Origin of the sequence: Hephaestia sp. MAHUQ-44 (assembly GCF_023806085.1) — a bacterium.
Lineage (GTDB): Bacteria > Pseudomonadota > Alphaproteobacteria > Sphingomonadales > Sphingomonadaceae > Sphingomonas.
This window is the reverse complement of sequence record NZ_JAMSLX010000008.1, coordinates 11,970-35,225: the sequence shown is the minus strand read 5'-3', so window position 1 is coordinate 35,225 and position 23,256 is coordinate 11,970. Positions and strand designations below refer to the sequence as shown.

At 64.8% G+C, this 23,256-nt stretch carries 17 protein-coding genes and 1 tRNA gene; 7 read left to right on the top strand and 11 right to left on the bottom strand.

Annotated elements, in window-relative coordinates:
- Positions 1–69: 69 nt before the first annotated feature.
- Positions 70–1,749, top strand: a complete 1,680-nt coding sequence (ettA, locus tag NFE57_RS10195) for an energy-dependent translational throttle protein EttA (RefSeq protein WP_252135474.1) — start codon at positions 70–72, stop codon at positions 1,747–1,749.
- A 140-nt stretch (positions 1,750–1,889) separates the two neighbouring features.
- Here ettA and NFE57_RS10190 read toward each other — a convergent pair whose 3' ends face one another.
- The 4 genes from NFE57_RS10190 to NFE57_RS10175 form a co-directional block, all read right to left on the bottom strand.
- Positions 1,890–2,168 (bottom strand): acylphosphatase, encoded by a 279-nt coding sequence (locus NFE57_RS10190; RefSeq protein ID WP_252135473.1) that lies wholly within the window; start codon positions 2,166–2,168, stop codon positions 1,890–1,892.
- Between the two features lie 159 nt (positions 2,169–2,327).
- Positions 2,328–3,074, bottom strand: a complete 747-nt coding sequence (locus NFE57_RS10185) for an NYN domain-containing protein (RefSeq protein WP_252135472.1) — start codon at positions 3,072–3,074, stop codon at positions 2,328–2,330.
- Between the two features lie 9 nt (positions 3,075–3,083).
- Positions 3,084–3,569 (bottom strand): transcription elongation factor GreB, encoded by a 486-nt coding sequence (gene greB / locus NFE57_RS10180; RefSeq protein ID WP_252135471.1) that lies wholly within the window; start codon positions 3,567–3,569, stop codon positions 3,084–3,086.
- A gap of 6 nt (positions 3,570–3,575) precedes the next feature.
- Positions 3,576–5,582, bottom strand: coding sequence for a lytic transglycosylase domain-containing protein (locus tag NFE57_RS10175; protein ID WP_252135470.1), 2,007 nt, complete (start codon positions 5,580–5,582; stop codon positions 3,576–3,578).
- A 93-nt stretch (positions 5,583–5,675) separates the two neighbouring features.
- Between NFE57_RS10175 and dapA the strand changes: the two genes are divergently transcribed.
- The 3 genes from dapA to NFE57_RS10160 all read left to right on the top strand — a co-directional run bounded on the left by dapA (position 5,676) and on the right by NFE57_RS10160 (position 9,378).
- Positions 5,676–6,557, top strand: coding sequence for a 4-hydroxy-tetrahydrodipicolinate synthase (gene dapA, locus NFE57_RS10170; protein WP_252135469.1), 882 nt, complete (start codon positions 5,676–5,678; stop codon positions 6,555–6,557).
- A 158-nt stretch (positions 6,558–6,715) separates the two neighbouring features.
- Positions 6,716–7,198, top strand: a complete 483-nt coding sequence (gene smpB, locus NFE57_RS10165; RefSeq protein ID WP_252135605.1) for an SsrA-binding protein SmpB — start codon at positions 6,716–6,718, stop codon at positions 7,196–7,198.
- 104 nt (positions 7,199–7,302) lie between these two features.
- Positions 7,303–9,378 (top strand): M13 family metallopeptidase, encoded by a 2,076-nt coding sequence (locus NFE57_RS10160; RefSeq protein ID WP_252135468.1) that lies wholly within the window; start codon positions 7,303–7,305, stop codon positions 9,376–9,378.
- A 5-nt stretch (positions 9,379–9,383) separates the two neighbouring features.
- Here the strand turns inward: NFE57_RS10160 and recG are convergent, their stop codons facing one another.
- Complete coding sequence (recG, locus tag NFE57_RS10155; protein WP_252135467.1) at positions 9,384–11,444, bottom strand: ATP-dependent DNA helicase RecG; 2,061 nt, start codon at positions 11,442–11,444, stop codon at positions 9,384–9,386.
- Positions 11,445–11,517: 73 nt separating this feature from the next.
- Between recG and NFE57_RS10150 the strand changes: the two genes are divergently transcribed.
- Positions 11,518–11,784 carry an FAD assembly factor SdhE gene (locus NFE57_RS10150; RefSeq protein ID WP_252135604.1) on the top strand — a complete coding sequence of 89 codons (267 nt, stop codon included), beginning with the start codon at positions 11,518–11,520 and terminating at the stop codon, positions 11,782–11,784.
- Between the two features lie 110 nt (positions 11,785–11,894).
- The gene (gene mfd / locus NFE57_RS10145) at positions 11,895–15,350 is read left to right on the top strand and encodes a transcription-repair coupling factor (protein ID WP_252135466.1); all 3,456 of its coding nucleotides are present in this window, start codon (positions 11,895–11,897) and stop codon (positions 15,348–15,350) included.
- Positions 15,351–15,529: 179 nt separating this feature from the next.
- Here mfd and clpX read toward each other — a convergent pair whose 3' ends face one another.
- The 5 genes from clpX to NFE57_RS10120 form a co-directional block, all read right to left on the bottom strand.
- On the bottom strand, positions 15,530–16,795 hold the full coding sequence (clpX, locus tag NFE57_RS10140) for an ATP-dependent Clp protease ATP-binding subunit ClpX (RefSeq protein ID WP_252135465.1): 1,266 nt from the start codon (positions 16,793–16,795) through the stop codon (positions 15,530–15,532).
- 88 nt (positions 16,796–16,883) lie between these two features.
- Positions 16,884–17,594 carry an ATP-dependent Clp endopeptidase proteolytic subunit ClpP gene (clpP, locus tag NFE57_RS10135; RefSeq protein WP_252135464.1) on the bottom strand — a complete coding sequence of 237 codons (711 nt, stop codon included), beginning with the start codon at positions 17,592–17,594 and terminating at the stop codon, positions 16,884–16,886.
- Positions 17,595–17,654: 60 nt separating this feature from the next.
- Complete coding sequence (locus tag NFE57_RS10130) at positions 17,655–18,596, bottom strand: glycosyltransferase family 2 protein (RefSeq protein WP_252135463.1); 942 nt, start codon at positions 18,594–18,596, stop codon at positions 17,655–17,657.
- Between the two features lie 117 nt (positions 18,597–18,713).
- Positions 18,714–20,321: a trigger factor gene (gene tig, locus NFE57_RS10125; RefSeq protein WP_252135462.1), complete on the bottom strand. Its 1,608-nt coding sequence runs from the start codon at positions 20,319–20,321 to the stop codon at positions 18,714–18,716.
- A 57-nt stretch (positions 20,322–20,378) separates the two neighbouring features.
- Positions 20,379–20,463 (bottom strand) — tRNA-Leu (locus tag NFE57_RS10120).
- Positions 20,464–20,847: 384 nt separating this feature from the next.
- On the opposite strand from NFE57_RS10120, the gene NFE57_RS10115 reads away from it, so the two are divergent.
- On the top strand, positions 20,848–21,471 hold the full coding sequence (locus NFE57_RS10115; protein WP_252135461.1) for a retropepsin-like aspartic protease family protein: 624 nt from the start codon (positions 20,848–20,850) through the stop codon (positions 21,469–21,471).
- A gap of 3 nt (positions 21,472–21,474) precedes the next feature.
- On the opposite strand, the gene mutL is transcribed toward NFE57_RS10115, so the two are convergent.
- Positions 21,475–23,235, bottom strand: a complete 1,761-nt coding sequence (gene mutL / locus NFE57_RS10110) for a DNA mismatch repair endonuclease MutL (protein WP_252135460.1) — start codon at positions 23,233–23,235, stop codon at positions 21,475–21,477.
- Positions 23,236–23,256: the final 21 nt, after the last annotated feature.

Here is a 23,256-nt window from a genome sequence, read left to right as displayed (position 1 = left end):
CGCACCTGCCAATCGCTATGTGCGCGGCAACTTTCCCGCATCAGAACACGCAACGAGGTTTCCCCGGCCATGGCCGTCCAATATACCTATGTGATGAAGGGTCTGACCAAGACCTTCCCGGGCGCGAGCAAGCCCGTTCTCAACAACATTCATCTCCAGTTCCTGCCCTCGGCGAAGATCGCGATCATCGGCCCCAACGGCTCGGGCAAGTCGACGCTGATGAAGATCATGGGCGGGATCGATCCCGATTTCACCGGTGAGGCCTGGGCCGCCGAGGGGGTCAAGGTCGGTTATCTGCCGCAGGAACCGCAACTCAATCCGGACAAGACCGTGATCGAGAATGTGCGCGAGGGGGCCGGCCCGGTCGCCCAGATGGTCGAGCGCTTCAACGCGATCTCGGCCGAAATGGGCGATCCCAAGGACGATACCGATTTCGACGCGCTGATGGAGGAGATGGGCGATCTCCAGACCAAGATCGACGCGGTCGACGGCTGGAGTCTCGACAACCAACTCGAAATCGCGATGGAAGCGCTGCGCTGCCCGCCCGGCGATTCGCCGGTGACCAATCTGTCGGGCGGTGAAAAGCGGCGCGTCGCCTTGTGCAAGCTACTGCTCGAAAAGCCCGATATCCTGCTGCTCGACGAACCGACCAACCATCTCGACGCCGAAAGCGTCCAGTGGCTGGAGAATTTCCTCAAGGAATATACCGGCAACGTCATCCTCGTGACCCACGATCGCTATTTCCTCGATAACGTCGTCAATTGGGTGCTCGAGCTCGATCGTGGGCGTTATTACACCTACGAAGCCAATTATTCGGGCTATCTCGAAAAGAAGGCCAAGCGGCTCGAACAGGAGGAACGCGAGGAAGCCGGCAAGCAGAAGGCGATCCGCGACGAACTCGAATGGATGCGCCAGACCCCCAAGGCGCGCCAGACCAAGTCCAAGGCGCGCATCCGTGCGTTCGACGAACTGGTCGCCCGGCAGGAAAACCGCGTCGTCGGCAAGGCGCAGATCCTGATCCAGATCCCCGAGCGGCTCGGCAACAACGTGATCGAGGCCAAGGGCCTGTCCAAGGCCTATGGCGACAAATTGCTGTTCGAAAATCTCGATTTCAACCTGCCGCCGGGGGGGATCGTCGGCGTGATCGGCCCCAACGGCGCCGGTAAATCGACGCTGTTCAAGCTCATCACCGGGCAGGAACAGCCCGACAGCGGCGAGATCAAGGTCGGCTCGACCGTCAAGCTCGGCTATGTCGATCAGAGCCGCGACGATCTCAATCCCAACAACAATGTGTGGGAAGAGATTTCGGACAAGCTCGAAGTGTTTCGCTTCGGCAAGCAGGAACTGGGCACGCGGGCCTATGTCGGCGCGTTCAATTTCAAGGGCACCGATCAGCAGAAGAAGGTCGGTCAGCTTTCAGGCGGTGAGCGCAACCGCGTCCATATCGCCAAGATGCTCAAGCAGGGCGGCAACGTGCTGCTGCTCGACGAACCGACCAACGATCTCGACGTCGAGACGCTGCGCGCACTCGAAGAGGCGCTGGAAAGCTTCGCCGGCTGCGCGGTCGTCATCAGCCACGATCGCTTCTTCCTCGATCGCCTGTGCACGCACATCCTCGCGTTCGAGGGCGACAGCCATGTCGAATGGTTCGAGGGCAATTTCGAGGCGTATGAAGAGGACAAGCGCCGCCGCCTGGGTGACGCCGCCGATCGCCCGACGCGCCTCCAGTACAAGAAGCTGACGCGTTAGAGTGATTTCAAGCCAGATGGAATCATCTGGCGACTCGGAAATCACGGCAAACAAAAGATAATCTAGGGACGATCCGGTTCAATTAGAACCGGATCAGCTCTGATCGTTCGCGCGGGGCGGTTCCGGCCGCCCCGCGCCGCTCAGCCGCCGAAACGCTTGGTGAAACCCTTCCAGCCGGTATCCTCGGCGGGTTGGACATCGACGCGGTCGACCTGCGCCAGCCGCGGGCCCTGATGGCACGCCTCGACCAATACCGCGATCGCTTCCTCGTCGCCGGTCGCGAGGATTTCGACATCGCTGCCGTTGAGGTTCCGAACCCAGCCGCGCAACTTGAGATCGCGCGCCGCGCCCATCGTCCAGTTCCGATAGCCGACGCCCTGGACGCGACCTGTTACTAGGATACGCTGTGTTACCGTCATTTACTCTCTGTTCCACGAACCACGGCCGGCGACCCGCCCGGCGAGCAGACCCTAGCGGGCTGGCCAAAGCGCGGCAGACGACAGATGCTCCGTTCATCGTGATTTAAGCCGCTTCCGCCGTCAGGCGAGCCCTGACGGCGACGGACCGTTACGGAGCGTTTAGCGTACCCGTTTCACGAAGGTTTGACCATCGCGCCGTTCGGCCTGGAAATTGGGCACCGCCTCGATCAGTTCCGAAAGCCGCGAAAAACCATAGCTGCGGGCATCGAAGCTCGATCGGTTGCCCGCCCGGCGGCCGAGATCGGTCAGGCTGACGTATCCGCGCTCGTCACGCTTCGCCGCGTTATAGGCATCGATCAGCAGCTTGACGAGATCGGGCCCGATCGGTTCGTGCTTGCCGCGCGGTTCGTTCTCGCGCGCCGTGGCGGGCACGGATTCGGCCGCGGCAGCGCCCTCCCCCGCCTTGCCGAGCGCGGCGACATCGATGAAACGCGTGCACGCCTGTTTGAACGCCTCGGGCGTCTTGCTCGTGCCGAAGCCGTAAACCGGCAGCCCGTCCTGCCGGATGCGCATCGCGATCGGCATGAAATCGCTGTCCGACGACATGATCCCGAAGCCGTCGACGCGCCGCGTGTAGAGCAAATCCATCGCGTCGATCGTCATCTTCATGTCGGTCGCGTTCTTGCCCTTGGTCAGATCGAACTGCTGGTGCGGCTCGATCCCGTGCTTGAGCGTCAGATCGGCCCAGGTCTTGAGCGCCTGCTTGCGCCAATTGCCGTAAACGCGGCGGATGTTCACCGTGCCGAGTTCGGCGAGCACCGTCAGCACCGGGTCGAGCGCATGGGGTGAGGCGTTATCGGCATCGATCAGCAGCGCGATATTGCCGGCCTTGGTGTCGTTCGCCATCGCATGTCCTCAATCGTTCGGATAGGTAATCGCCATCACTTCATAGTCGCGCTCGCCCGCGGGCAGCGTCACCCGGCGGACATCGCCCACCGCCGCCCCGCGCAGCGCCCGCGCGATTGGCGCGTTCCAGCCGACCCGTCCGGCCCCGGCATCCGCCTCGTCGTCACCGATCAGCGTCAGCGTACGATGGTTGTCATCCTCGTCGGCGATCGTGACGGTGGCGCCGAAGAACACCCGCGCCTTGTCGGGTTGCCGCGCGGGATCGACCACCTTGGCCGCCTTCATCCGCCGGGCGAGCCAGCTCAGCCGCCGATCGATCTCGCGCAACCGCTTGCGGCCGTAGATATAATCGCCATTCTCGGAACGATCGCCATTGCCCGCCGCCCACGAAATCGTCTCGACGAGTTGCGGTCGTTCGGTCCCGAACAGCGCATCATATTCGGCCCGCAGTGCTGAAAAACCGGCAGGCGTCATGTAATTGGGGCGGTCCGTCATCCCGCCCTAGCCCGGCGTCGACTTGCCGAGGTACCAGCTCAACCGCGCCGGCCCGCGCGACCGCGCCCTGGCGGGCTCGAGTAGGTCGTAGACCACCGCATTCTCGAGCACCCGCTGGACGTAATTGCGCGTCTCGGTGAACGGGATCGCTTCGATCCACGCGATCATATCGACCGCCCCGGTGCGCGGATCGCCGTTCGCGGCCAGCCATTTGTTCACATTGCCCGGCCCGGCATTGTACGCCGCGACCGCCAGCGGATAGCTGCCGTAATTGGCGTACATCCGCTTGAAATAGGTCGAGCCGAGCTGGATGTTGTAGTCGGTATCGACCGTCAGCGACGACGGCTGATAATCGAGCCCGATCCGATTGGCGACCTCGCGCGCGGTGCCCGGCATCAACTGCATCAGCCCGCGCGCGCCGGCATGGCTCACCGCGGCGCGATCGAACTGGCTTTCCTGCCGCGCGATCGCATGGATCATCGTGAAATCGTCCTGATGGGCGCCCGGCAGCTTGACGCTGGGATAGCCCACCGCATTGTAATCGTTCGATCCGTCGGCGAGCATGTTGCGCCCCACCATCACGGCAAGATCGGGGCGAGCCAGCGTGCGCGACAATTCATCGGTCAGCCGGTGATCGGTCAGCGTTGCCGCATCGGCGGCGATCTGGCGCACGAACGCGGTCTGATCGTCGTGATCGCCCGCTTGCCCAAGAAACTGCGCCGCGCGCACGACCTCGCGATTGTAGAACGCCGCGCGGTCGGTCATCGGCACCGTCACCGCGGTCAACCGCTGCGGCGGCGCGAGCGGCTTGCCCAGCCGTTCGGCTGCAAGCTGGCCGTAAAAGGCATCGCCAAAGGCACTGGCGCGCGTGTAAAAGGCGTTCGCGGCCTCGGCATCGCCCGCCGCCTGCGCCGACCGCCCGGCCCAATACAGCCCCTTCGAGCGCGTATGCGCCGTGGGGAAGGGTTTGGCATAGCGATCGAACATCGCCTGCGCGTCGCGCGGCCGGTTGAGTTTGTCGAACGCGGCCCGCCCCGCGAGCCAGACCAGATCGGTGTAGCGATCCTTTTCGGCATAGGATTGCGCCTCGAGATCGACCCCGTCGGGGTAGGCATCGTCGACCTGGCTCGCAATCTGATAGGCCAGCAGATACTGGCCGTCCGCCGCCGCCGCCCGCGCATTGGTCAGCAATACCTTATACCATGCCGCCACCGACGCCGGCCGTTTGCTCAGCCGGTGCGGCTGGGCGAGCAGCGCGCGCGCCGCCGGGCTTTGCGAGGTATCGCGCAGCCACGACGCCCGATCGGCGATCAGCCCGGGATCGCGGCGCTGTTCATCGGAAAGCTGCCCCACCAGCATCGCCGCATCGGCCGTCTTGGTCTGGCAAGCGAGCCGCGCCGCGAACAGCGGCCGATTGGCAGGCGTCACCAGGGCGATCTGGCGCTGCGCGGCGGCGGTCGCGCCCTGCCACAGCAGCATGTCCATCCGCGCGTCCTGATCGGCGGGCGTCAGCGCGCTTGAAAAGCCGCCGATCACCTTGGCCTCGTCGACCGTCGCGAGCGACCCCGACACCCAGGCGTCGCGCGCGGCGGCAAGCGCGCCGGCGCGGTCGCCGGTCACCATCAGCGCTTCGGCAAAGCGCACCTTGCCCGCGTTCGAGAGCGGCGGATATTTCCGGAAGAAGGCGACCGCCGCGGCGGGCGACCAGCCGCCGGCGGGGTTCATCGCCTTTTCGGCCGCCCGGCGCATCGCGGTCTCGCCCGGCCAGCCAGGGTGCGCGGTCAGGAAAGCGGCATAGCTTTCAAACGGGAAATTGTCCGATTGCTGGAAACGCTTCCACTGCAGCAGCGCCTCGGCGAGCGGGTCCGCCGGGATATTGGCGGGCGCCGATTGCGGCATCACGCTGTTGAGCTGGGTGGCGTACCACCGCATCTGTTCGGGCGTAAGCTGGGCGGAAACCGCCGCACCCGACAAGGCGACGGCGAGCATGCTGATCTTCAACGCGGCTACCATGTGGACAGGCTATGCCATCCGCTCCTATTTGTCTCCACCCATCTTTACCTGAAACACGCCGAATCAAGAGCGATTCAGCGCCGAGGAGTTGCCATGTTCTCCGGTTCGATCCCTGCCCTCGTCACCCCTTTCGACGCATCGGGCGGCTTCGCGGAGAAAGCGTTTCGCGATCTCGTCGACTGGCAGATCGCCGAAGGATCGGCGGCCCTCGTCCCGTGCGGCACCACCGGCGAAGCCGCGACGATGCCCAAGGACGAGCATTTCCGCGTGGTACGCACCTGCGTCGATCAGGCGAACGGCCGCGTGCTCGTCCTCGCGGGCGCGGGCTCGAACGACACGCGCGTCGCGATCGACAACATCAAGGCCGCGAAAGAAGCCGGCGCCGATGCCGCGCTGATGGTGCCGCCTTATTACAACCGCCCCAATCAGGACGGCATCTTCCGCCATTTCGAGGCTGTGGTCGGCGCCTGCGATCTGCCGATCGTGCTCTATAACGTCCCCGGCCGCACCGTGACCGACATCGCCGTCGAGACGATCGGGCGGCTCGCGCACGCCTTTCCCACGATTGTCGGCATCAAGGACGCCACCGGCGCGCTCGCCCGCGTCTCGGCGCAGCGCGCAGCGGCGGGCGCCGATTTCTGCCAGCTTTCAGGCAACGATGATACCGCTCTGGGCTTCATGGCGATGGGCGGCAAGGGCTGCGTCTCGGTGACCGCCAATGTCGCGCCGCGGCTGTGCGCCGATTTCCAGGCGGCGTGCGCCACAGGCGATTACGCCAGGGCACTCGCCTTGCAGGACACGCTCTACCCGCTCCACCATGCGCTGTTCACCGATGCCTCGCCGGGGCCGGTCAAATACGCGATGACGCGCGTGCGTCCCGGCTTTCCCGAGACGCTGCGCCTGCCGATGACATGGCCGGGCGAGGCAAGCCGAAAGGCCGTGGACGCGGCGCTCGACCATGCCGGGCTGATCTGATCCCGCCCCCGGCGCAAGCCGGGGCATCGCCGCATCGGTCGCGACCCGGCTTTTTTCGGCTTATCCCGGCATCAACGCCGGCCTGCGCCGGGGCGAGGGCGTTTGTGATGCTGTCGCCCCTTCCCTATCGGGCGCGCGGCCTCTACATCCCGCCTCCCATGTCCCGCCCGAAACCCGCCACCTTCGACAAAGTGAAAACCGTCGCCGAGAACCGGCGCGCACGGTTCGATTATGCGATCGAGACCGTCTACGAGGCGGGAATCGCGCTTACCGGCACCGAGGTGAAGTCGCTGCGCTTCGGCGAAGGTTCGATCGCCGAGAGCTACGCCGAGGTGAAGGGCAGCGAGGTATGGCTGGTCAACTCGAACATTCCCGAGTTCAGCCACGGCAACCGCTTCAACCACGAACCCCGGCGGCCACGCAAGCTGCTGCTCCACGAACGCGAGATCAATAAATTGCACGGTGCCGTGGCGCGGGAGGGGATGACGCTGGTGCCGCTGTCGATCTTCTTCAACGCCCGCGGCCGTGCCAAGGTCGAACTGGCGCTCGCCAAGGGCAAGAAGGCGCACGACAAGCGCGAGACGATCAAGGAACGCGACTGGAAACGCGAACAGGGCCGGCTGCTGCGCGATCGCGGCTGAGCCGATCTCGCCGGCCACGGCGAGATCATTGCATTCGTTACAAGTTTGACTGCGCGTATCGTCCGGCTAAGACACGGCATCACTCTCTGTAGCCAGGATGTCCCATGCGCCACTCGCTGATCGTCACCTCCCTGCTCGCCACCGCCGCGATCGCAACCTTCGCCGGTGCGCAAACCGCGCCCGCCGAAAACCCGCTCGCCAAGGCGGCGATCGGCCCGGTCCAGCCCGCCACCGCGAATCACGCGCAACTCGGCGATTTCGGGATCGACCGCGCGGGGATGGCAACGAGCGTCATGCCCGGCGACGATTTCTACCGCTACGTCAACGGCATTTGGCAGGACAAAACGACGATTCCGGCCGATCGATCGAGCTACGGCATGTTCCACGCGCTTCAGGATCTCTCGCTCGACCGTACCAAGGGCATCCTTGAGGCGGCGCAACAGCAGCCGGGCTCGAAGATCGGCGATTTCTATGCGAGCTTCATGGACGAGGCGGCGGTCAACGCGAAGGGGGTCGCGCCCGTCAAACCGTGGCTCGCGGCGATCAAGGCAGCCGGCGACAAGACCGCGCTGGCCACCGAGATGGCCAGGCTGGCAAGGATCGGCGTCGGTGGCCTGGTCACACTTCGCATCGGCCAGGACGACAAGCATCCCGATCGGTACATCGCGACGATGTATCAGGCGGGGCTGGGGATGCCCGACCGCGATTATTATCTGAAGGACAGCCCCGAACTCGACGCGACGCGCACCGCCTATAAGGCATATCTCGCCAAGATGCTCACGCTCGCGGGTGAGGCCAACGCCGCGGCACGCGCCGATGCGGTCTATGCCTTCGAGAAGGCCCTCGCGACCGCGCATTGGGACAATGTGAAGACCCGCGACGCCGACCTCAATTACAACATCTGGAAACCCGCCGACTTCGCCGGTCAGGCGGGCGGTTTCCCATGGCAAGCCTATCTCGCCGCCGCCGGAATCGATGGTCAGGCGGCGTATCTCGTCGGCCAGCCCAGCGCGGTCGCGGGCGAAGCCAAAGCCTTCGCGGCGGCACCGCTTGCGGTGCTCAAGGATTATGTGACGCTCAAGCTGCTCAACAGCTACGCCTCATATCTGTCCAAACCGTTCGACGATGCCCATTTCGCCTTCTACGGCACCGCGCTGTCGGGTACGCCCGAGCAACAGCTGCGCTGGAAGCGCGGCGTGTCGACCGTCAGCGGCAATATGGGCGAGGAGATTGGCAAGGTCTATGTCGCGAAATATTTTCCGCCTGAAGCCAAGGCCGCCGTCGATCAACTGGTGAAGAACCTCATCGCGGCGATGGGCGCGCGGATCGACAAGCTCGACTGGATGGCACCCGAAACCAAAGCCAAGGCGCACGAAAAGCTCGCCGCTTTCACTCCCAAGCTCGGCTACCCCGATACGTGGCGCGATTATTCGGCGCTCCAGATCAAGCGTGACGACCTCGTCGGCAATGTCGCCCGCGCGCGCGGGTTTGAATATCAGCGCAAGCTCAACCATCTCGGCCAGCCGATCGATCGCGGCGAGTGGTTCATGACGCCGATGACGATCAACGCCTATGCCAACCCGACGATGAACGAGATCGTCTTTCCGGCCGCGATCCTGCAACCGCCCTTCTTCGATCCCAAGGCCGATCCGGCGGTCAATTACGGCGGCATCGGCGCGGTGATCGGGCACGAGATCAGCCACCATTTCGACGATCAGGGCCGCAAGTATGACAAGAACGGCGCGCTCGCCGATTGGTGGACGCCGCAGGATGTCACGCGCTTCAAGGTGTTCACCGACAAGCTCGTGGCGCAATATGACGCCTATGAACCGCTGCCGGGGCTCCATGTGAAGGGCGGGCTGACGCTGGGCGAGAATATCGCCGACCTTGCCGGGCTGACGGTCGCGATCGATGCCTATCATCGCTCGCTGGACGGCAAGCCCGCGCCGGTGCTCGACGGCACGACCGGCGATCAGCGCTTCTACGAAGGCTGGGCGCAGGTGTGGCGGACCAAATATCGCGAACCCGCGCTGCGCGCACAATTGCTCGCCGACGAACATGCGCCGGGCGAGCAGCGCGCGGCGACGGTACGCAATCTCGATCCCTGGTATCAGGCGTTCGACGTCAAGCCGGGGCAGAAGATGTACCTCGCGCCCGCGGAGCGCGTCCGGATCTGGTGAAGCACCTAACCTGACCGCAGCAAGGCGACCCCCGCATCGCGCTCGAACAGATAGAGCGCGGTGCGGGCGGCCTGGCCACGGTCGCCGGCGAGCCCCCCGTCGCGATCGATCAGCAGGCGCGCATCGTCGGTCGCGACCGGCAGGAACGTCCCCAGCATCTCGGCATCGGCGAGCCGGAACATCGCTTCGCCCGATTGCCGCGTGCCCAACAATTCACCGCTCCCGCGCAGCCGAAGATCCTCCTCGGCGATGCGGAAGCCGTCATTGGTATCGCGCAGCAGCGCCAGCCGCGCGCGCGCGGTCTCGCTCAACTGGCCACCACGGATGAGCAGGCAGTTTGAGGCTCCGCTCCCCCGCCCCACGCGGCCGCGCAACTGGTGAAGTTGGGCAAGGCCGAAGCGATCGGCATGTTCGATCACGATCAGCGTCGCGTTGGGCACATCGACCCCGACCTCGATCACCGTGGTCGCGACAAGCACCCCAATCCGGCCCCCGGCGAATGCCTCCATCACCGCGTCCTTCTCGGGCCCTTTCATCCGCCCGTGGACGAGTCCGATCCTGTCCCCGAAGCGCGCGCGCAGCGTCGCGGCGCGATCCTCGGCGGCGGCAAGGTCCGATTTCTCGCTCTCCTCGACCAACGGGCATACCCAATAGGCCTGCCCACCGGTGGCGATGTGGCGGCCAAGCGCCTCGACGACATCGCCCAGCCGGTCTTCGGAAATGACGCGCGTCTCGATCGGTTGTCGGCCCGGCGGCATCTCGTCGAGCCGGCTCTGATCCATCTCGCCATATTGCGCCAGCGTCAGCGTGCGCGGGATCGGGGTTGCGGTCATCGCCAGCAGATGCGGCGGATGCTCGGCCTTTTGCGTCAGCAGCATCCGCTGCGCGACGCCGAAGCGATGCTGCTCATCGACCACGATCAGCCCCAAAGATTTATACGTCACCGCGCTCTGGAAAATCGCATGGGTGCCAATCAGAATGTCGATCGAGCCATCGGCCAGCCCCATGAGCGTGGCCTCGCGCGCCCGGCCCTTGTCGCGCCCGGTGAGGATCGCGAGGTTGATCGGCAGCCCTGCCAGCAGGTTGCGCAACGTTTCATAATGCTGGCGCGCGAGGATTTCGGTCGGCGCGAGAAACGCCGCCTGTGCACCCGCCTCGACCGCGATCAGCATCGCGCACGCCGCGACCAGCGTCTTGCCCGAGCCGACATCGCCCTGAAGCAGCCGGAGCATGGGTTGCGCCTGCGCCAGATCGCCTTCGATCTCGGCGATCGACCGCGCCTGTGCGCCCGTGGGCGCATAAGGCAAGGCGAGCATCGCGCGCAGCCGCCCGTCGCCGGCCAGCGCGCGTCCTTTGCGCGATCGCGATGCCGCCCGCACGAGCATCAGCGCGAGCTGGTTGGCGAACACCTCGTCATAAGCGAGCCGTCCCCGCGCCTTGGCATCGGACGGATCGGCGTGAATCCGCGTCAGCGCGTCACGCCAGTCGGGCCAGCCATGACGGTCTTTCAGTCCCGGCTCGATCCATTCGGGCAATTCGGGCGCGCGCTCGACCGCCGCGCGCGCGAGTTGCCCCATCCGCTTCGCGGTCAATCCTTCGGACAGCGGATAGATCGCCTCGCGCTCGGGCTGGTCGGCGGCCTCCTCGGGCGCGAGCACATAGTCCGGATGGACGATCTGCAATTCCTGCCCATATTGTTCGAGCCGCCCCGACACGCGGCGCGCCTCGCCCAGCGGAAGCAATTTTTTCACCCAGCCCGAGCTGCCGCCGAAATAGACGAGACTCACGGCATTGCCGTGCGCGTCGGTGGCATGAACGCGCGTCGGCCCCCGCCCCGCGCTCACGCGATAATCGATCGGTGTCAGTGTGATCGCGATCGTGCGACCGACATCCACGGCATCGAGATCGTCACGCGGCACGCGATCGACGAATCCCGTCGGCAGATGAAACGCCGCGTCGAGCACGCGCGCGATCCCCAGCCGATCGAGCGGCTTGGCGAGGCCGGGCCCCACGCCCTTCAGCGCGGTGATCTCGGCGAACAGCGGATTGAGGATTTGTGGCCGCATGACTATCACCACGCTCTACCCTGAGCCGACGGTTGCCGCCAGCGCCCGCCGGTGCTTTGCCCATGGAACCCAGATGAATCGAGACCATCGTCTTAAACGCCTCCGTTTCCGCGCCTGGCATCGCGGCACCAAAGAAGCCGACCTGCTGATCGGCGGCTTCTTCGACGCCCATAGTGCAAGCTGGAACGACGAACAGATCGCCTGGTACGAGATTTTGCTCGAGGAGCAGGATGTCGACATCATGGGCTGGGCGATCGGCTCGATCGCGGTGCCGTCGCAATTCGACGGGCCGATGATGGCACAGATGAAAGCCATGGGCTACGTGCCCATCGCCGAATGACACTTCGCCTTCCCGACCCACTCGGGAGGGCGGCCCCCGTCACGATCACGAACCCTATGGCTTTGGCGGCACCCCGGATGCCCGAACAAGTCCGGCATGACGAGTAATTGATGCCCGATCTATCGAAAATCCTTGCCGCCAAACAACCGCTGACGCTGTCCGGCACCCCCACCGGCTTCCTCCCCTGGTTGCTCGCCGACCTGGCACGCGCGGCGCACACACGCGCCGTTTTCATCGCTGCCGACGAGGGCGAGATGCGTGCGATGGCAGCGACCGCGGCGTGGTTCGCGCCCGAGCTCGACGTATTTTCCTATCCCGCCTGGGATTGCCTTCCTTACGACCGTGCCTCGCCCACGCTCGGGGTGATGGCCGAGCGGCTGGCCGCGCTCCATCGGCTCCAGCAACCCGCCAACGGGCCGCAATTGCTGGTCACGACCGCGAATGCGGTCGGCCAGCGGACGCTGACGCCCTTTCGTATCCGTCAGTTCGTCGCCAGACTCGCGCCCGGCGAGCGGATCGGGCGTGATCGGCTCGCCGAACTGCTGCAGGCGAACGGCTATGTCCGCGTCGATACCGTTGCCGATTCGGGCGAATTTGCGGTGCGTGGCGGGTTGGTCGATCTGTTTCCGAGCGGCGAGGATCATGCGCTGCGGCTCGATTTCTTCGGCGACCAGATCGAGAGCGTCCGCACCTTCGATCCCGGCGACCAGCGCACCACCGGCCGGGTCGATGGCTTCACCCTGCTCCCGGCATCCGAAGCGCTGCTCGACGAGGACAGCATCAAGCGCTTTCGCAGCCGCTACCGCGAGCGCTTTGGCGCCACCGCGACCGGCGATCCGCTTTATCAGGCGATTTCCGACGGGCGCCGGCTCGCTGGGATGGAGCATTGGCTGCCGCTGTTCGAAGACAAGATGGCGACGCTGTTCGACCATCTAGACCCCGGCACAATCGTCGTCCGTGCCCCTGGCGTTCCTGCCGCCGACGAAGGCCGATTCGAGGCGATCATCGATTACCACGCCAACCGTGTGCGTGCGCAATCGAGCAATCCCGGCAGCTATCGCCCGCTCCCCGCCGATACGCTCTATCTGACCGCCGAGGAAACCGCGGCCCGGATCGCCGCCACGCCCGCGCACCTCGCAACACCCTTCCACGAACCCGAAAGCACGACGGTACTCGATTTCGCGGTCGACAACGCGCGCGACTTCACGCCCGAACGCGCGAGCGGCGCCAATATCTATGAAGCCGTCGCCAAGCATCTGGCGGTGCTGTGCAAGAACGGCACCAAGACCATCCTTGCCAGCTATTCGATCGGTGCGCGCGAGCGCCTGACGGGGCTGCTCGCCGAACACGGCCTCAAGAATGCGCGCCACGCCGATAGCTGGCACGAGGCGCTGGGCAAGGCCGACACGCATGTCGCGCTGATCGTGCTGCCGCTCGATCATGGCTTCACCACACCCGATATCGCCTTGCTCACCGAGCAGGACATGCTCGGTGATCGCCTCGTGCGCCGGGCCAAGCGGCGCAAATCGGCCGATGCCTTCCTCGCCGAATTGGCGACGCTCACGCCCGGCGATCTCGTCGTCCATCTCGATCACGGGATCGGTCGGTACGAGGGGCTGACCTCGATTCCCGTCGGCACCAGCCCGCATGATTGCGTCGCGCTGCAATATGCGGGCGGCGACAAGCTCTATGTGCCGGTCGAGAATATCGACGTGCTGTCGCGCTACGGCTCGAGCGAGGAAAGCGCGAGCCTCGATCGGCTTGGCGGCGAGGCATGGCAGCGGCGCAAAAGCCGGATGAAGGAGCGCATCCGCGAGATCGCCGGCGAGTTGATCGCGATCGCCGCCGAGCGAGCGCTGCGCCCCGGCGAGGTCGCCGAGCCCGACACGCAGGGCTATGCCGCTTTCGTCGATCGCTTCCCCTTCGCCGAAACCGACGATCAGGATCGGGCGATTGCCGACGTGCTCGCCGATCTCGCCGCAGCGCGGCCGATGGACCGGCTGATCGTCGGCGACGTCGGCTTCGGCAAGACCGAGGTCGCGCTGCGCGCCGCCTTCGTCGCCGCCATGGCGGGGATGCAGGTCGCGATCGTCTGCCCGACGACCTTGCTCGCACGCCAGCATTATCAGAATTTTGTCACGCGCTTCGAAGGGTTCCCGTTAAAGATCGGTCGCCTCTCGCGCCTTGTGCCCGCCAATGAGGCGAAGGCGACGCGCGAGGGATTGGCCGATGGAACGATCGATATCGTCGTCGGCACGCACGCGGTGCTCGGCAAATCGCTGGCGTTCAAGCGGCTCGGGCTGGTCGTGGTCGACGAGGAGCAGCGCTTCGGCGTCACCCATAAGGAGCGATTAAAAGCGCTCAAGCACGATGTCCACGTGCTCACGCTCACCGCCACGCCGATTCCGCGCACCTTGCAGATGGCGATGTCGGGGCTGCGCGAGCTATCGGTGATCCAGACCCCGCCAGTCGATCGGCTCGCGGTCAGAACCTATGTGATGCCGTGGGACCCGGTGGTGATGCGCGAGGCGTTGCTGCGCGAGCATTATCGCGGCGGACAGAGCTTCATCGTCACCCCGCGCCTCGCCGATCTACCCGACCTCGAGGAATTCCTGCGTGAGCAGGTGCCCGAGGTGCGCTACATCATCGCCCATGGGCAGATGGCGCCGAGCCAGGTCGAGGAACGCATGTCAGCCTTTTACGACCGGCATTACGACGTCCTCGTCTCGACCACGATCGTCGAAAGCGGGCTCGACATCCCTTCGGCCAATACGATGATCATCAACCGTGCCGATCGCTTCGGCATGGCGCAGCTTTACCAGCTTCGCGGGCGGGTCGGACGCGCCAAGACGCGCGCTTACGCGTATCTGACGACCACGCCCGACCGGCTGATGAGCGAAGGGGCCGAAAAGCGCCTCAAGGTATTGTCCGATCTCGACAGCCTTGGTGCGGGGTTCCAGCTCGCGAGCCACGATCTCGATATTCGCGGCGCGGGCAATCTGCTCGGCGACGAGCAATCGGGACATATCAAGGAGGTCGGCTACGAACTCTACCAGTCGATGCTCGAAGAGGCGATCCTTGAGGCCAAAGCCGGTGGCCTCCTCGAGCGACCGCGCGATTTCTCGCCGCAGATCACGGTCGACGCACCGATCCTGATCCCCGACGATTACGTCCCAGATCTCGATCTGCGGATGGGGCTCTACCGCCGCCTTAATGAGGTCGAGGACAAGGCCGGACTCGAGGCCTTCGCCGCCGAGATGATCGATCGTTTCGGCAAGCTCCCCGATCCGACCGAGAATCTGATCCGCCTGATCGAGATCAAGCAGAACGCCAAAAAGGCGTGCATCGCGCGGATCGAACTGGGGCCGCGTGGTGCCCTGGTCTCGTTCCACGACGATACGCCGCGCAATATCGAGGGTCTGCTCGGTTATGTGGCGCGGCTTGAGGGCGTCGCCAAGCTGCGGCCCGACAGCAAGCTCGTCATCACCAAGGTATGGAACGACCCCAAGAGCCGCCTCAACGGCGCATTGCAATTGTCGAAGGGGCTGGCGAAGGCGATGGGGTGAGGGCGCGCTCCCGCGCCCTTTTTTGCGTACCGCTCGTCACGGGACCAACGCGCCCCGAACGCCAGCGCTTGCGGATGGCTGGATGCCGGAACACGTCCGGCATGACGAAAAGAAAAAGGGCGCCGATCCCGTGAGATCGGCGCCCTCTTATCTTTCGCGCGATAACGCTGCGATAATGCCTACGCCGCGTCGCCGGCCTTTTCCTTCTTGGCATAGACGCGGATCGGCTCCTTGCGGCCCTCGATCACATCCTTGTCGATCATCACCTCATCGACGCCGTCCATACCCGGCAGTTCGAACATCGTATCGAGCAGGATGCTTTCGAGGATCGAGCGCAACCCGCGCGCACCGGTCTTACGATCGATCGCCTTCCGGGCCACCGCGACCATCGCGTCGTCGGTAAAACCGAGGCCAACCGATTCGAGGTCGAACAGCTTCTGATATTGCTTGACCAGCGCATTCTTGGGCTGGGTCAGAATCTTGACCAGCGCGTCGATATCGAGATCCTCGAGGGTCGCGATGACTGGCAGACGGCCGACGAATTCGGGGATCAGCCCGAATTTGAGCAGATCCTCGGGCTCGACCGACTTGAGCACTTCGCCGGTGCGGCGCTCCTCGGGCGACGCGACAAACGCGCCGAACCCGATCGACTTGCCCTGCAGGCGATCGCCGATGATCTTTTCGAGCCCCGAGAAGGCGCCGCCACAGATGAATAGAATGTTGGTCGTGTCGACCTGGAGGAATTCCTGTTGCGGATGCTTGCGGCCACCCTGCGGCGGCACGCTGGCAACGGTGCCCTCCATCATCTTGAGCAATGCCTGCTGGACGCCCTCGCCCGACACATCACGCGTGATCGAAGGATTTTCGGCCTTGCGGCTGATCTTGTCGATCTCGTCGATATAGACGATGCCGCGCTGCGCCCGCTCGACGTTGTAATCCGATGCCTGGAGCAGCTTGAGGATGATGTTCTCGACATCCTCGCCGACATAACCGGCCTCGGTCAGCGTCGTTGCATCGGCCATCGTGAACGGCACGTCGAGGATGCGCGCCAGCGTCTGCGCGAGCAGCGTCTTGCCGCAGCCGGTGGGGCCGACGAGCAGGATATTCGACTTGGCGAGTTCGACATCGGCCCCCTTGGCGCCGTGGTTCAACCGCTTGTAATGGTTGTGCACCGCCACCGAGAGCACACGCTTGGCCTGCTTCTGCCCGATGACGTAATCGTCGAGCACGTCGCAGATTTCCTGCGGCGTGGGGACGCCGCCGTCCTTCTTCGAGACTAGCGCGGACTTCGTTTCCTCGCGGATGATGTCGTTGCACAGTTCGACGCATTCATCGCAGATGAACACCGTCGGCCCGGCAATCAGCTTGCGCACCTCATGCTGCGATTTACCGCAGAACGAGCAATAGAGCGTGCTCTTCGAGTCGCCGCCGCTGAGTTTCGTCATTCAATCCATCCTTGCGCCGGTTACAGGGCGCGTTCGAGCGGCCGCTATCGTAGCGGCCACATTCAAAGCTACAATCACCAAAATGTCGTTACGCCTTGTCGCTCGGCAGCTTCGCGACGTCCGACGCCTCGTCGGCAGGCTGCGGCCGCTTGTCGAATACCTCGTCGATCAGCCCGAATTCCTTGGCCTCGTCCGACGACATGAACTTGTCGCGATCCATCGCCTTTTCGATCTGCTCGATCGGCTTGCCGGTATAATGAGCATAGAGCTCGTTCATCCGCGCACGAATACGCAGAATTTCCCTGGCCTGAATCTCGATGTCCGAGGCCATGCCCTGCGCCCCGCCCGAAGGCTGGTGGATCATGATCCGCGCATTGGTGAGCGCCACGCGCATCCCCGGCTCGCCTGCCGCGAGAAGGAAGCTGCCCATCGACGCGGCCTGGCCGATGCACACCGTCCCGACGCGCGGGCGGATGTACTGCATCGTGTCATGGATCGCCATGCCCGCCGTGACCACACCGCCCGGCGAGTTGATGTACATATAGATGTCCTTCTTGGGGTTTTCGGACTCCAGGAAGAGCAACTGCGCGGTGATCAGCGAGGCCATCTGGTCCTCGACGCCGCCGGTGACGAACACGATCCGCTCGCGCAGCAGTCGCGAAAAAATGTCGAAGCTGCGCTCGCCGCGATTCGATTGCTCGATCACGATCGGCACGAGCCCTGCACTGGTCTGCCGCAGGCCGACGCCGGCCTGGGCGAGAGGATTCGCGAAATCGCCGGTTTCAAACGGATTGTGCATGGAGAATCTCAGGTCCTTATGCCCTATGGAGTGCCTACATCGGCGCTGGCGCGAGTGAGTTCAACCCCCGCCTTCTGGTGCGCGGTGGGCGAGGTAGGCGAGCCGCCGCACCTCGCGCCGGCCCCGCACCACCGTGTCGAGGATCAACCCCGCGAAGACGTTGAGAAAGGCGAGGATCATCAGCCCCGTTGCCAGCATCGCGGTGGGCAGGCGCGGCACCAGATGGGTATGCAGATACGTCACCGCCAGCGGCGCGGCGAGGATGATCGCCGCCAGTGCAAACAGCAGCCCGATCATGCCGAAGAACAGCATCGGCCGTTCGATCCGATAGAGGCTGACGATCGTGCGCAGGATGCGCAGGCCGTCGCCATAGGTGGACAGCTTCGATTCGGAGCCCTCGGGCCGCGCGAAATAGGGAGTGTCGATCTCGGCAACGGGCATCTTGAGTTCGAGCGCATGGACGCTGATCTCGGTCTCAATCTCGAACCCGGTCGACAGCACCGGGAAACTCTTGACGAACCGCCGCGAGAACACGCGATACCCCGACAGAATGTCGCCAAAGCTGCGCCCGAACAGCCGCGCGAGCATCCCCGTGAGCAGCTTGTTGCCGAACCGGTGTCCGCGCCGATACGCCTCGGCCGCCTCGCCGACGCGGCTGCCGACCACCATATCGAGTTGCTCATCGAGCAATCGCGCGATCAGCATGGGCGCCGAGGCGGCATCGTAGGTCGCGTCGCCATCGGCCATGACGTAGAGGTCGGCGTCGACATCGGCGAACATGCGGCGGACGACATGGCCCTTGCCCTGCATTCGCTCGGTGCGGACGATCACACCTGCCTCGCGGGCGACGGCGATCGTACCGTCACTGCTGTTATTGTCGTAAACGTAGATTTCCGCCTGCGGTAGCGCCGCGCGGAAACCGGCGATCGTCTGCCGAATCGCGGCTTCCTCATTATAGCAGGGCAGCAGGACTGCGATTCTGAGCGCGTTGGTTCCCGGCATTGACCCTGTTCCCGTCCTCCCCGCCAAGGCGGGGCTCCCATCTGCTGTGCTCAATACCGGCACACCGGTAAAGGCTTCGTCAGGAAAGGAGGCCCCGCCTCTGCGGATTGACGTACGTTAGTCGGCCTTCTTCGCCGGGGTCTTTTTGGCTGCCGGCTTCTTCGCGGCCGGTGCCTTCTTCGGCGCGGCGTCCTTCACCGGAGCCTCGGTTTTCGCCTTCGTGGCCGGCTTCTTGGCCGGCGCGTCGTCCTTCGACGGCGCAGCCTTGGTCGCCGCTTTCTTCACGGGCTCGTCAGTCTTGGCTGTCGCCTTCTTGGCAGCAGCCTTCTTTGCCGCCGAGGGTTTGCCCGGCTTATGGTTGTCGTGATCGTGGGTATGGGTGCCCGTCGAGAAACCCTCCTCCGATTCGATCGCGGCTTCGATTTCCTCGCGAGTTACGTCGCGATCGGTGATTTCCGCCTTTTCAAACAGGAAATCGACGACCTTGTCCTCATACAGCGGCGCGCGCAGCTGGGCCGCCGCCATCGGCTCCTGCTGAACATATTGGATGAAGCGCTCGCGATCCTCGGGGCCATATTGCTGCGCGGCCTGCATGATCAGGCGGCTCATTTCCTGCTGGGTCACTTCGACGCCATTCGCCTGGCCAATTTCGGAGAGCAGCAGCCCCAGCCGCACGCGGCGCTCGGCGATCGCACGATATTCGTCGCGCTCGGCTTCCATTTCGGCCAGCGCGGCCTTGGGATCTTCCTCGTGACTCGCCTCATGCTCGAGCTGCGCCCAGATCTGCTGGAATTCGGCCTCGACCATCGACGGCGGCACCGGGAAATCATGGCCCGCGGCGAGCTGATCGAGCAGCTTGCGCTTCATATGCGTGCGCGTGAGATTGTTGTGCTCCTGCTCGATCTGGCCCTTGAGCAAGCCCTTCAACTGATCGAGGCTTTCGAGCCCGAGCGAGGTCGCGAGTTCCTCGTCGATCACCGCATCCCTGGCGGTGCGGATCGTCTTGATCGTCAGATCGAACGTCGCCGGCTTACCCTTGAGCTGCTCGGCGTTGTAATCGTCAGGAAAGGTGACATCGATCACCTTCTCGTCGCCGGCCTTGACCCCGACGAGCTGGTCCTCGAAGCCCGGAATCAGACGCCCCGAGCCGATCTCGACCGACATGTCCTCGCCGGTGCCACCCTCGAACGGGGTACCGTCGACCTTGCCGACGAAATCCATCACGACGAGATCGCCGGTCTTGGCCTTGTGGCTCTTGGCGGCATCGTCCCAGCGTTTCTGCTGGGCGGCAAACTTCTCAAGCTGCGCGTCGACTTCGGCATCGTCGATCGGCACCGTCAGCCGCTCGAGCTTGATGCCGTCGATCGCGGGCGCGGGCACATCGGGCAACACTTCGAGTTCGACCGTGATCTCGGCATCCTTGCCGACCTCATAGCCTTCACCGAGCGCCACCGACGGCTGCATCGCCGGGCGCAGCTTGTGATCGGCGATCACCTTCTGCACGCCTTCCTGAATCGAGCTGTTGAGCGCGTCCTGCATCAACGCCTCGCCGTGCATCCGGCGCACGAGGTTGGCGGGAACCTTACCCGGACGGAACCCCGGCATGCGCACCTGCGGCGCAACACGCTTGACCTCGGCATCGACTCGCTTGTCGATATCCTTGGCGGTGATGGTCAACGTATAGGCGCGCTTCAGGCCCTCGTTCAACGTCTCGACAGTCTGCATTCGTTCGAAGCCCTTGCTTGAAGAAATCGGAATTACGCCGGTTTCGGGCGACGAATCTGGTGCGGGCGAAGGGACTCGAACCCCCACATCTTGCGATACCGGAACCTAAATCCGGCGCGTCTACCAGTTCCGCCACGCCCGCATCGGCCAGCGCGAGGTCGGCGGCGTCTATAGCAGCCATACAGCGAGGGTCCAGAGGCAACCGGAGGTAGCCTGTTTCGTTGGGAAGGGGAAGGAGAGAAACGATGGCCACCCAGCCCCCGCAACCCACGCCGCCGGCCACCCCGCAACCACCTCCACCCGAGGTGATACCGCCCCAACCCGACATCGATGTGCCTACCCCCGGCCCCGCGCCACCGACACCACCACAGGCCCATATCGGTTGAGATCGGGGCGCAAACCACTGCGTCGCTCGCGCCAGACGTGTTTCGGACCACGGATGCTGCGCAATGCGGGAGGGTGGCCATGGAATAATCGGCAAAGGGACTTGCTTCAATTCGCGGCACAAAGTCTTTAGATTGGCAGGATGATCCCCGACCCGGCGTCGCACCCGACGCTTTATATCATCCTTGCGATCGTATTCGTGCTGCTGCTCGTGGCGCGGCGGGTGCGTCCGATCCGGGTGGTCGTGAATATCGCCATCACGCTGCTGATGGTCGGGACGTTGCTGATCCTGCTCAACCAGCGCAGCCGATTCGACCCGTATTTCGCGCGTGTCGCCGAATTGCTCGATATCGGCGATCAGCAGGTGGTTGGCGATGAAGTGCGAATCCGCATGGCGCCCGACGGCCATTTCTGGGCACGCGCGACGATCAACGGCGTGCCGCGGCGGCTGCTGATCGATAGCGGCGCCACGATCACCGCGCTGTCGAACACTACCGTCGCGGCTAGCGGGATCACCATCGAGGATGAGATGTTCCCGATCGTGCTCAAGACCGCGAACGGCACGGTCTCCGCGCGTGGCGCCACCGTGAACGAGTTGCGCTTCGGTACGATCGTCGCGCGCGACCTGCCAGTCGTCACCTCGCCCGCGTTCGGCGACACCAATGTGCTCGGCATGAACTTCCTGTCGCGGCTCGCCTCCTGGCGCGTCGAGGGCCGCACCCTGATCCTCGTCCCCCATCGGCCGCAAGATCCAGGCGGCGCCTGAGTTTCAACGCCTTCCGAACAGCTTCTCGATGTCGCCGTGGGCCAGCTTTACCCAGGTCGGGCGGCCGTGATTGCACTGGCCCGAATGCGGGGTGGCTTCCATCTCGCGCAGCAAGGCATTCATCTCGGCGACCGAGAGCACGCGGCCCGCGCGCACCGAACCGTGGCACGCCATCGTCGCGGCAACGTGATCGATCCGTTCCTTGAGGCTGAGCGCGTCGTCATAGGCGCCCAGTTCGTCGGCAAGGTCGGCGATCAGACCGTGGACGTCGCTTTGCCCCAACGGCCCCGGCACGCCGCGTACGAGCATCGCGCGCGGGCCGAACCGTTCGAGTTGCAATCCCAGTTCGGCCAGTTCACCGGCGCGCGCCTCCAGCCGATCGCAGCCCGCTTCGTCGATCTCGACCACCTCGGGGAGCAGCAGTGCCTGGCTCGGCACACCCTGCCCCGCCATGCCGGCGCGCATCCGTTCGAGCACCAGCCGTTCGTGCGCGGCGTGCTGATCGACGATCACCAGTCCGTCCTCGGCCTCGGCGACAATATAGGTCTTGGCGACCTGCCCGCGCGCGACCCCGAGCGGAAAGCTGGTCGATTCGGGGGGCGGTGCATAAGCGGGTTCGGCGCGCGCCAAGGGTGGCGGCGTGAATGACGGCCGGCGATCGGCGACCATCGCGTTGCTCTGCGAGATCCCCGGCTGACTCCACAAGGTGGGCGCCGGCGGCGCGGCGGGCTCGGCCTGCCACATGCCGAGCGCCGCTTCGCTCGGGCGTTGCACACTGCGGAATCCCTCGGCGTCGAGCGCGCGTCGCAGGCCGCTGACGATCAGCCCGCGTACCATGCCGGGTTCACGGAAGCGCACCTCGGTCTTGGCCGGATGGACGTTCACGTCGACGGCATCGGCGGGCACATCGAGGAACAGCGCCACCAGCGCATGCCGATCGCGCGCGAGCAGTTCGGCATAGGCCCCGCGCACGGCCCCCGCGAGCAGTCGATCCTTCACCGGTCGCCCGTTGACGAACAGATACTGATGATCGGCGACGCCACGGTTGAAGGTCGGCAGGCTGGCGATTCCGCCGAGCTTGAGGCCCTCCCGGTCGAGATCGATCGCGACACAATTGTCGACCAGCGCGCTGTCGGTGAGCGCGGCGACCCGATCGGGCCGCCCCTCGACTGCGGCGACCGAAAATACCCGGCGCCCGTCATGCTCGAGGCTGAAGGCGATGTCCGGCCGCGCCATCGCCAGCCGCCGCAGCGCATCGAGGCACGCGCCATATTCTGATCGGGCGGTGCGCAGGAACTTGCGCCGCGCGGGCACCCGCTCGAACAGGCGCTCGACGCGGACCCGCGTGCCGGGCGGCAGCGCCGCGGGCCCTTCGCGGGCGACCGCGCCGTTATCGATGACGAGTTGCCAACCTTCGGCGCCGCGTACCCGGCTTTCCAGCGTAAGCTGCGCGACGCTCGCGATCGAAGGCAAGGCCTCGCCGCGAAAGCCCAACGTCGTCACATAATCGATCGCGTCGTCGGGGAGTTTGGAGGTGGCGTGACGTTCGAGCGCGAGACGCATCTCGGTGGGGGTCATACCGCCCCCATCGTCGACCACATCGATCAGATCGATTCCACCAGCCGCAAGCGTCACCGCAATCCGCGTTGCGTTGGCGTCAATCGCGTTTTCGACAAGCTCCTTCAACGCACTGGCAGGTCTTTCGACCACTTCACCGGCAGCGATACGATTGACAAGATGTTCGGGCAGGCGACGTATTGACATGCTATGCGTCCTAGCCCAAGC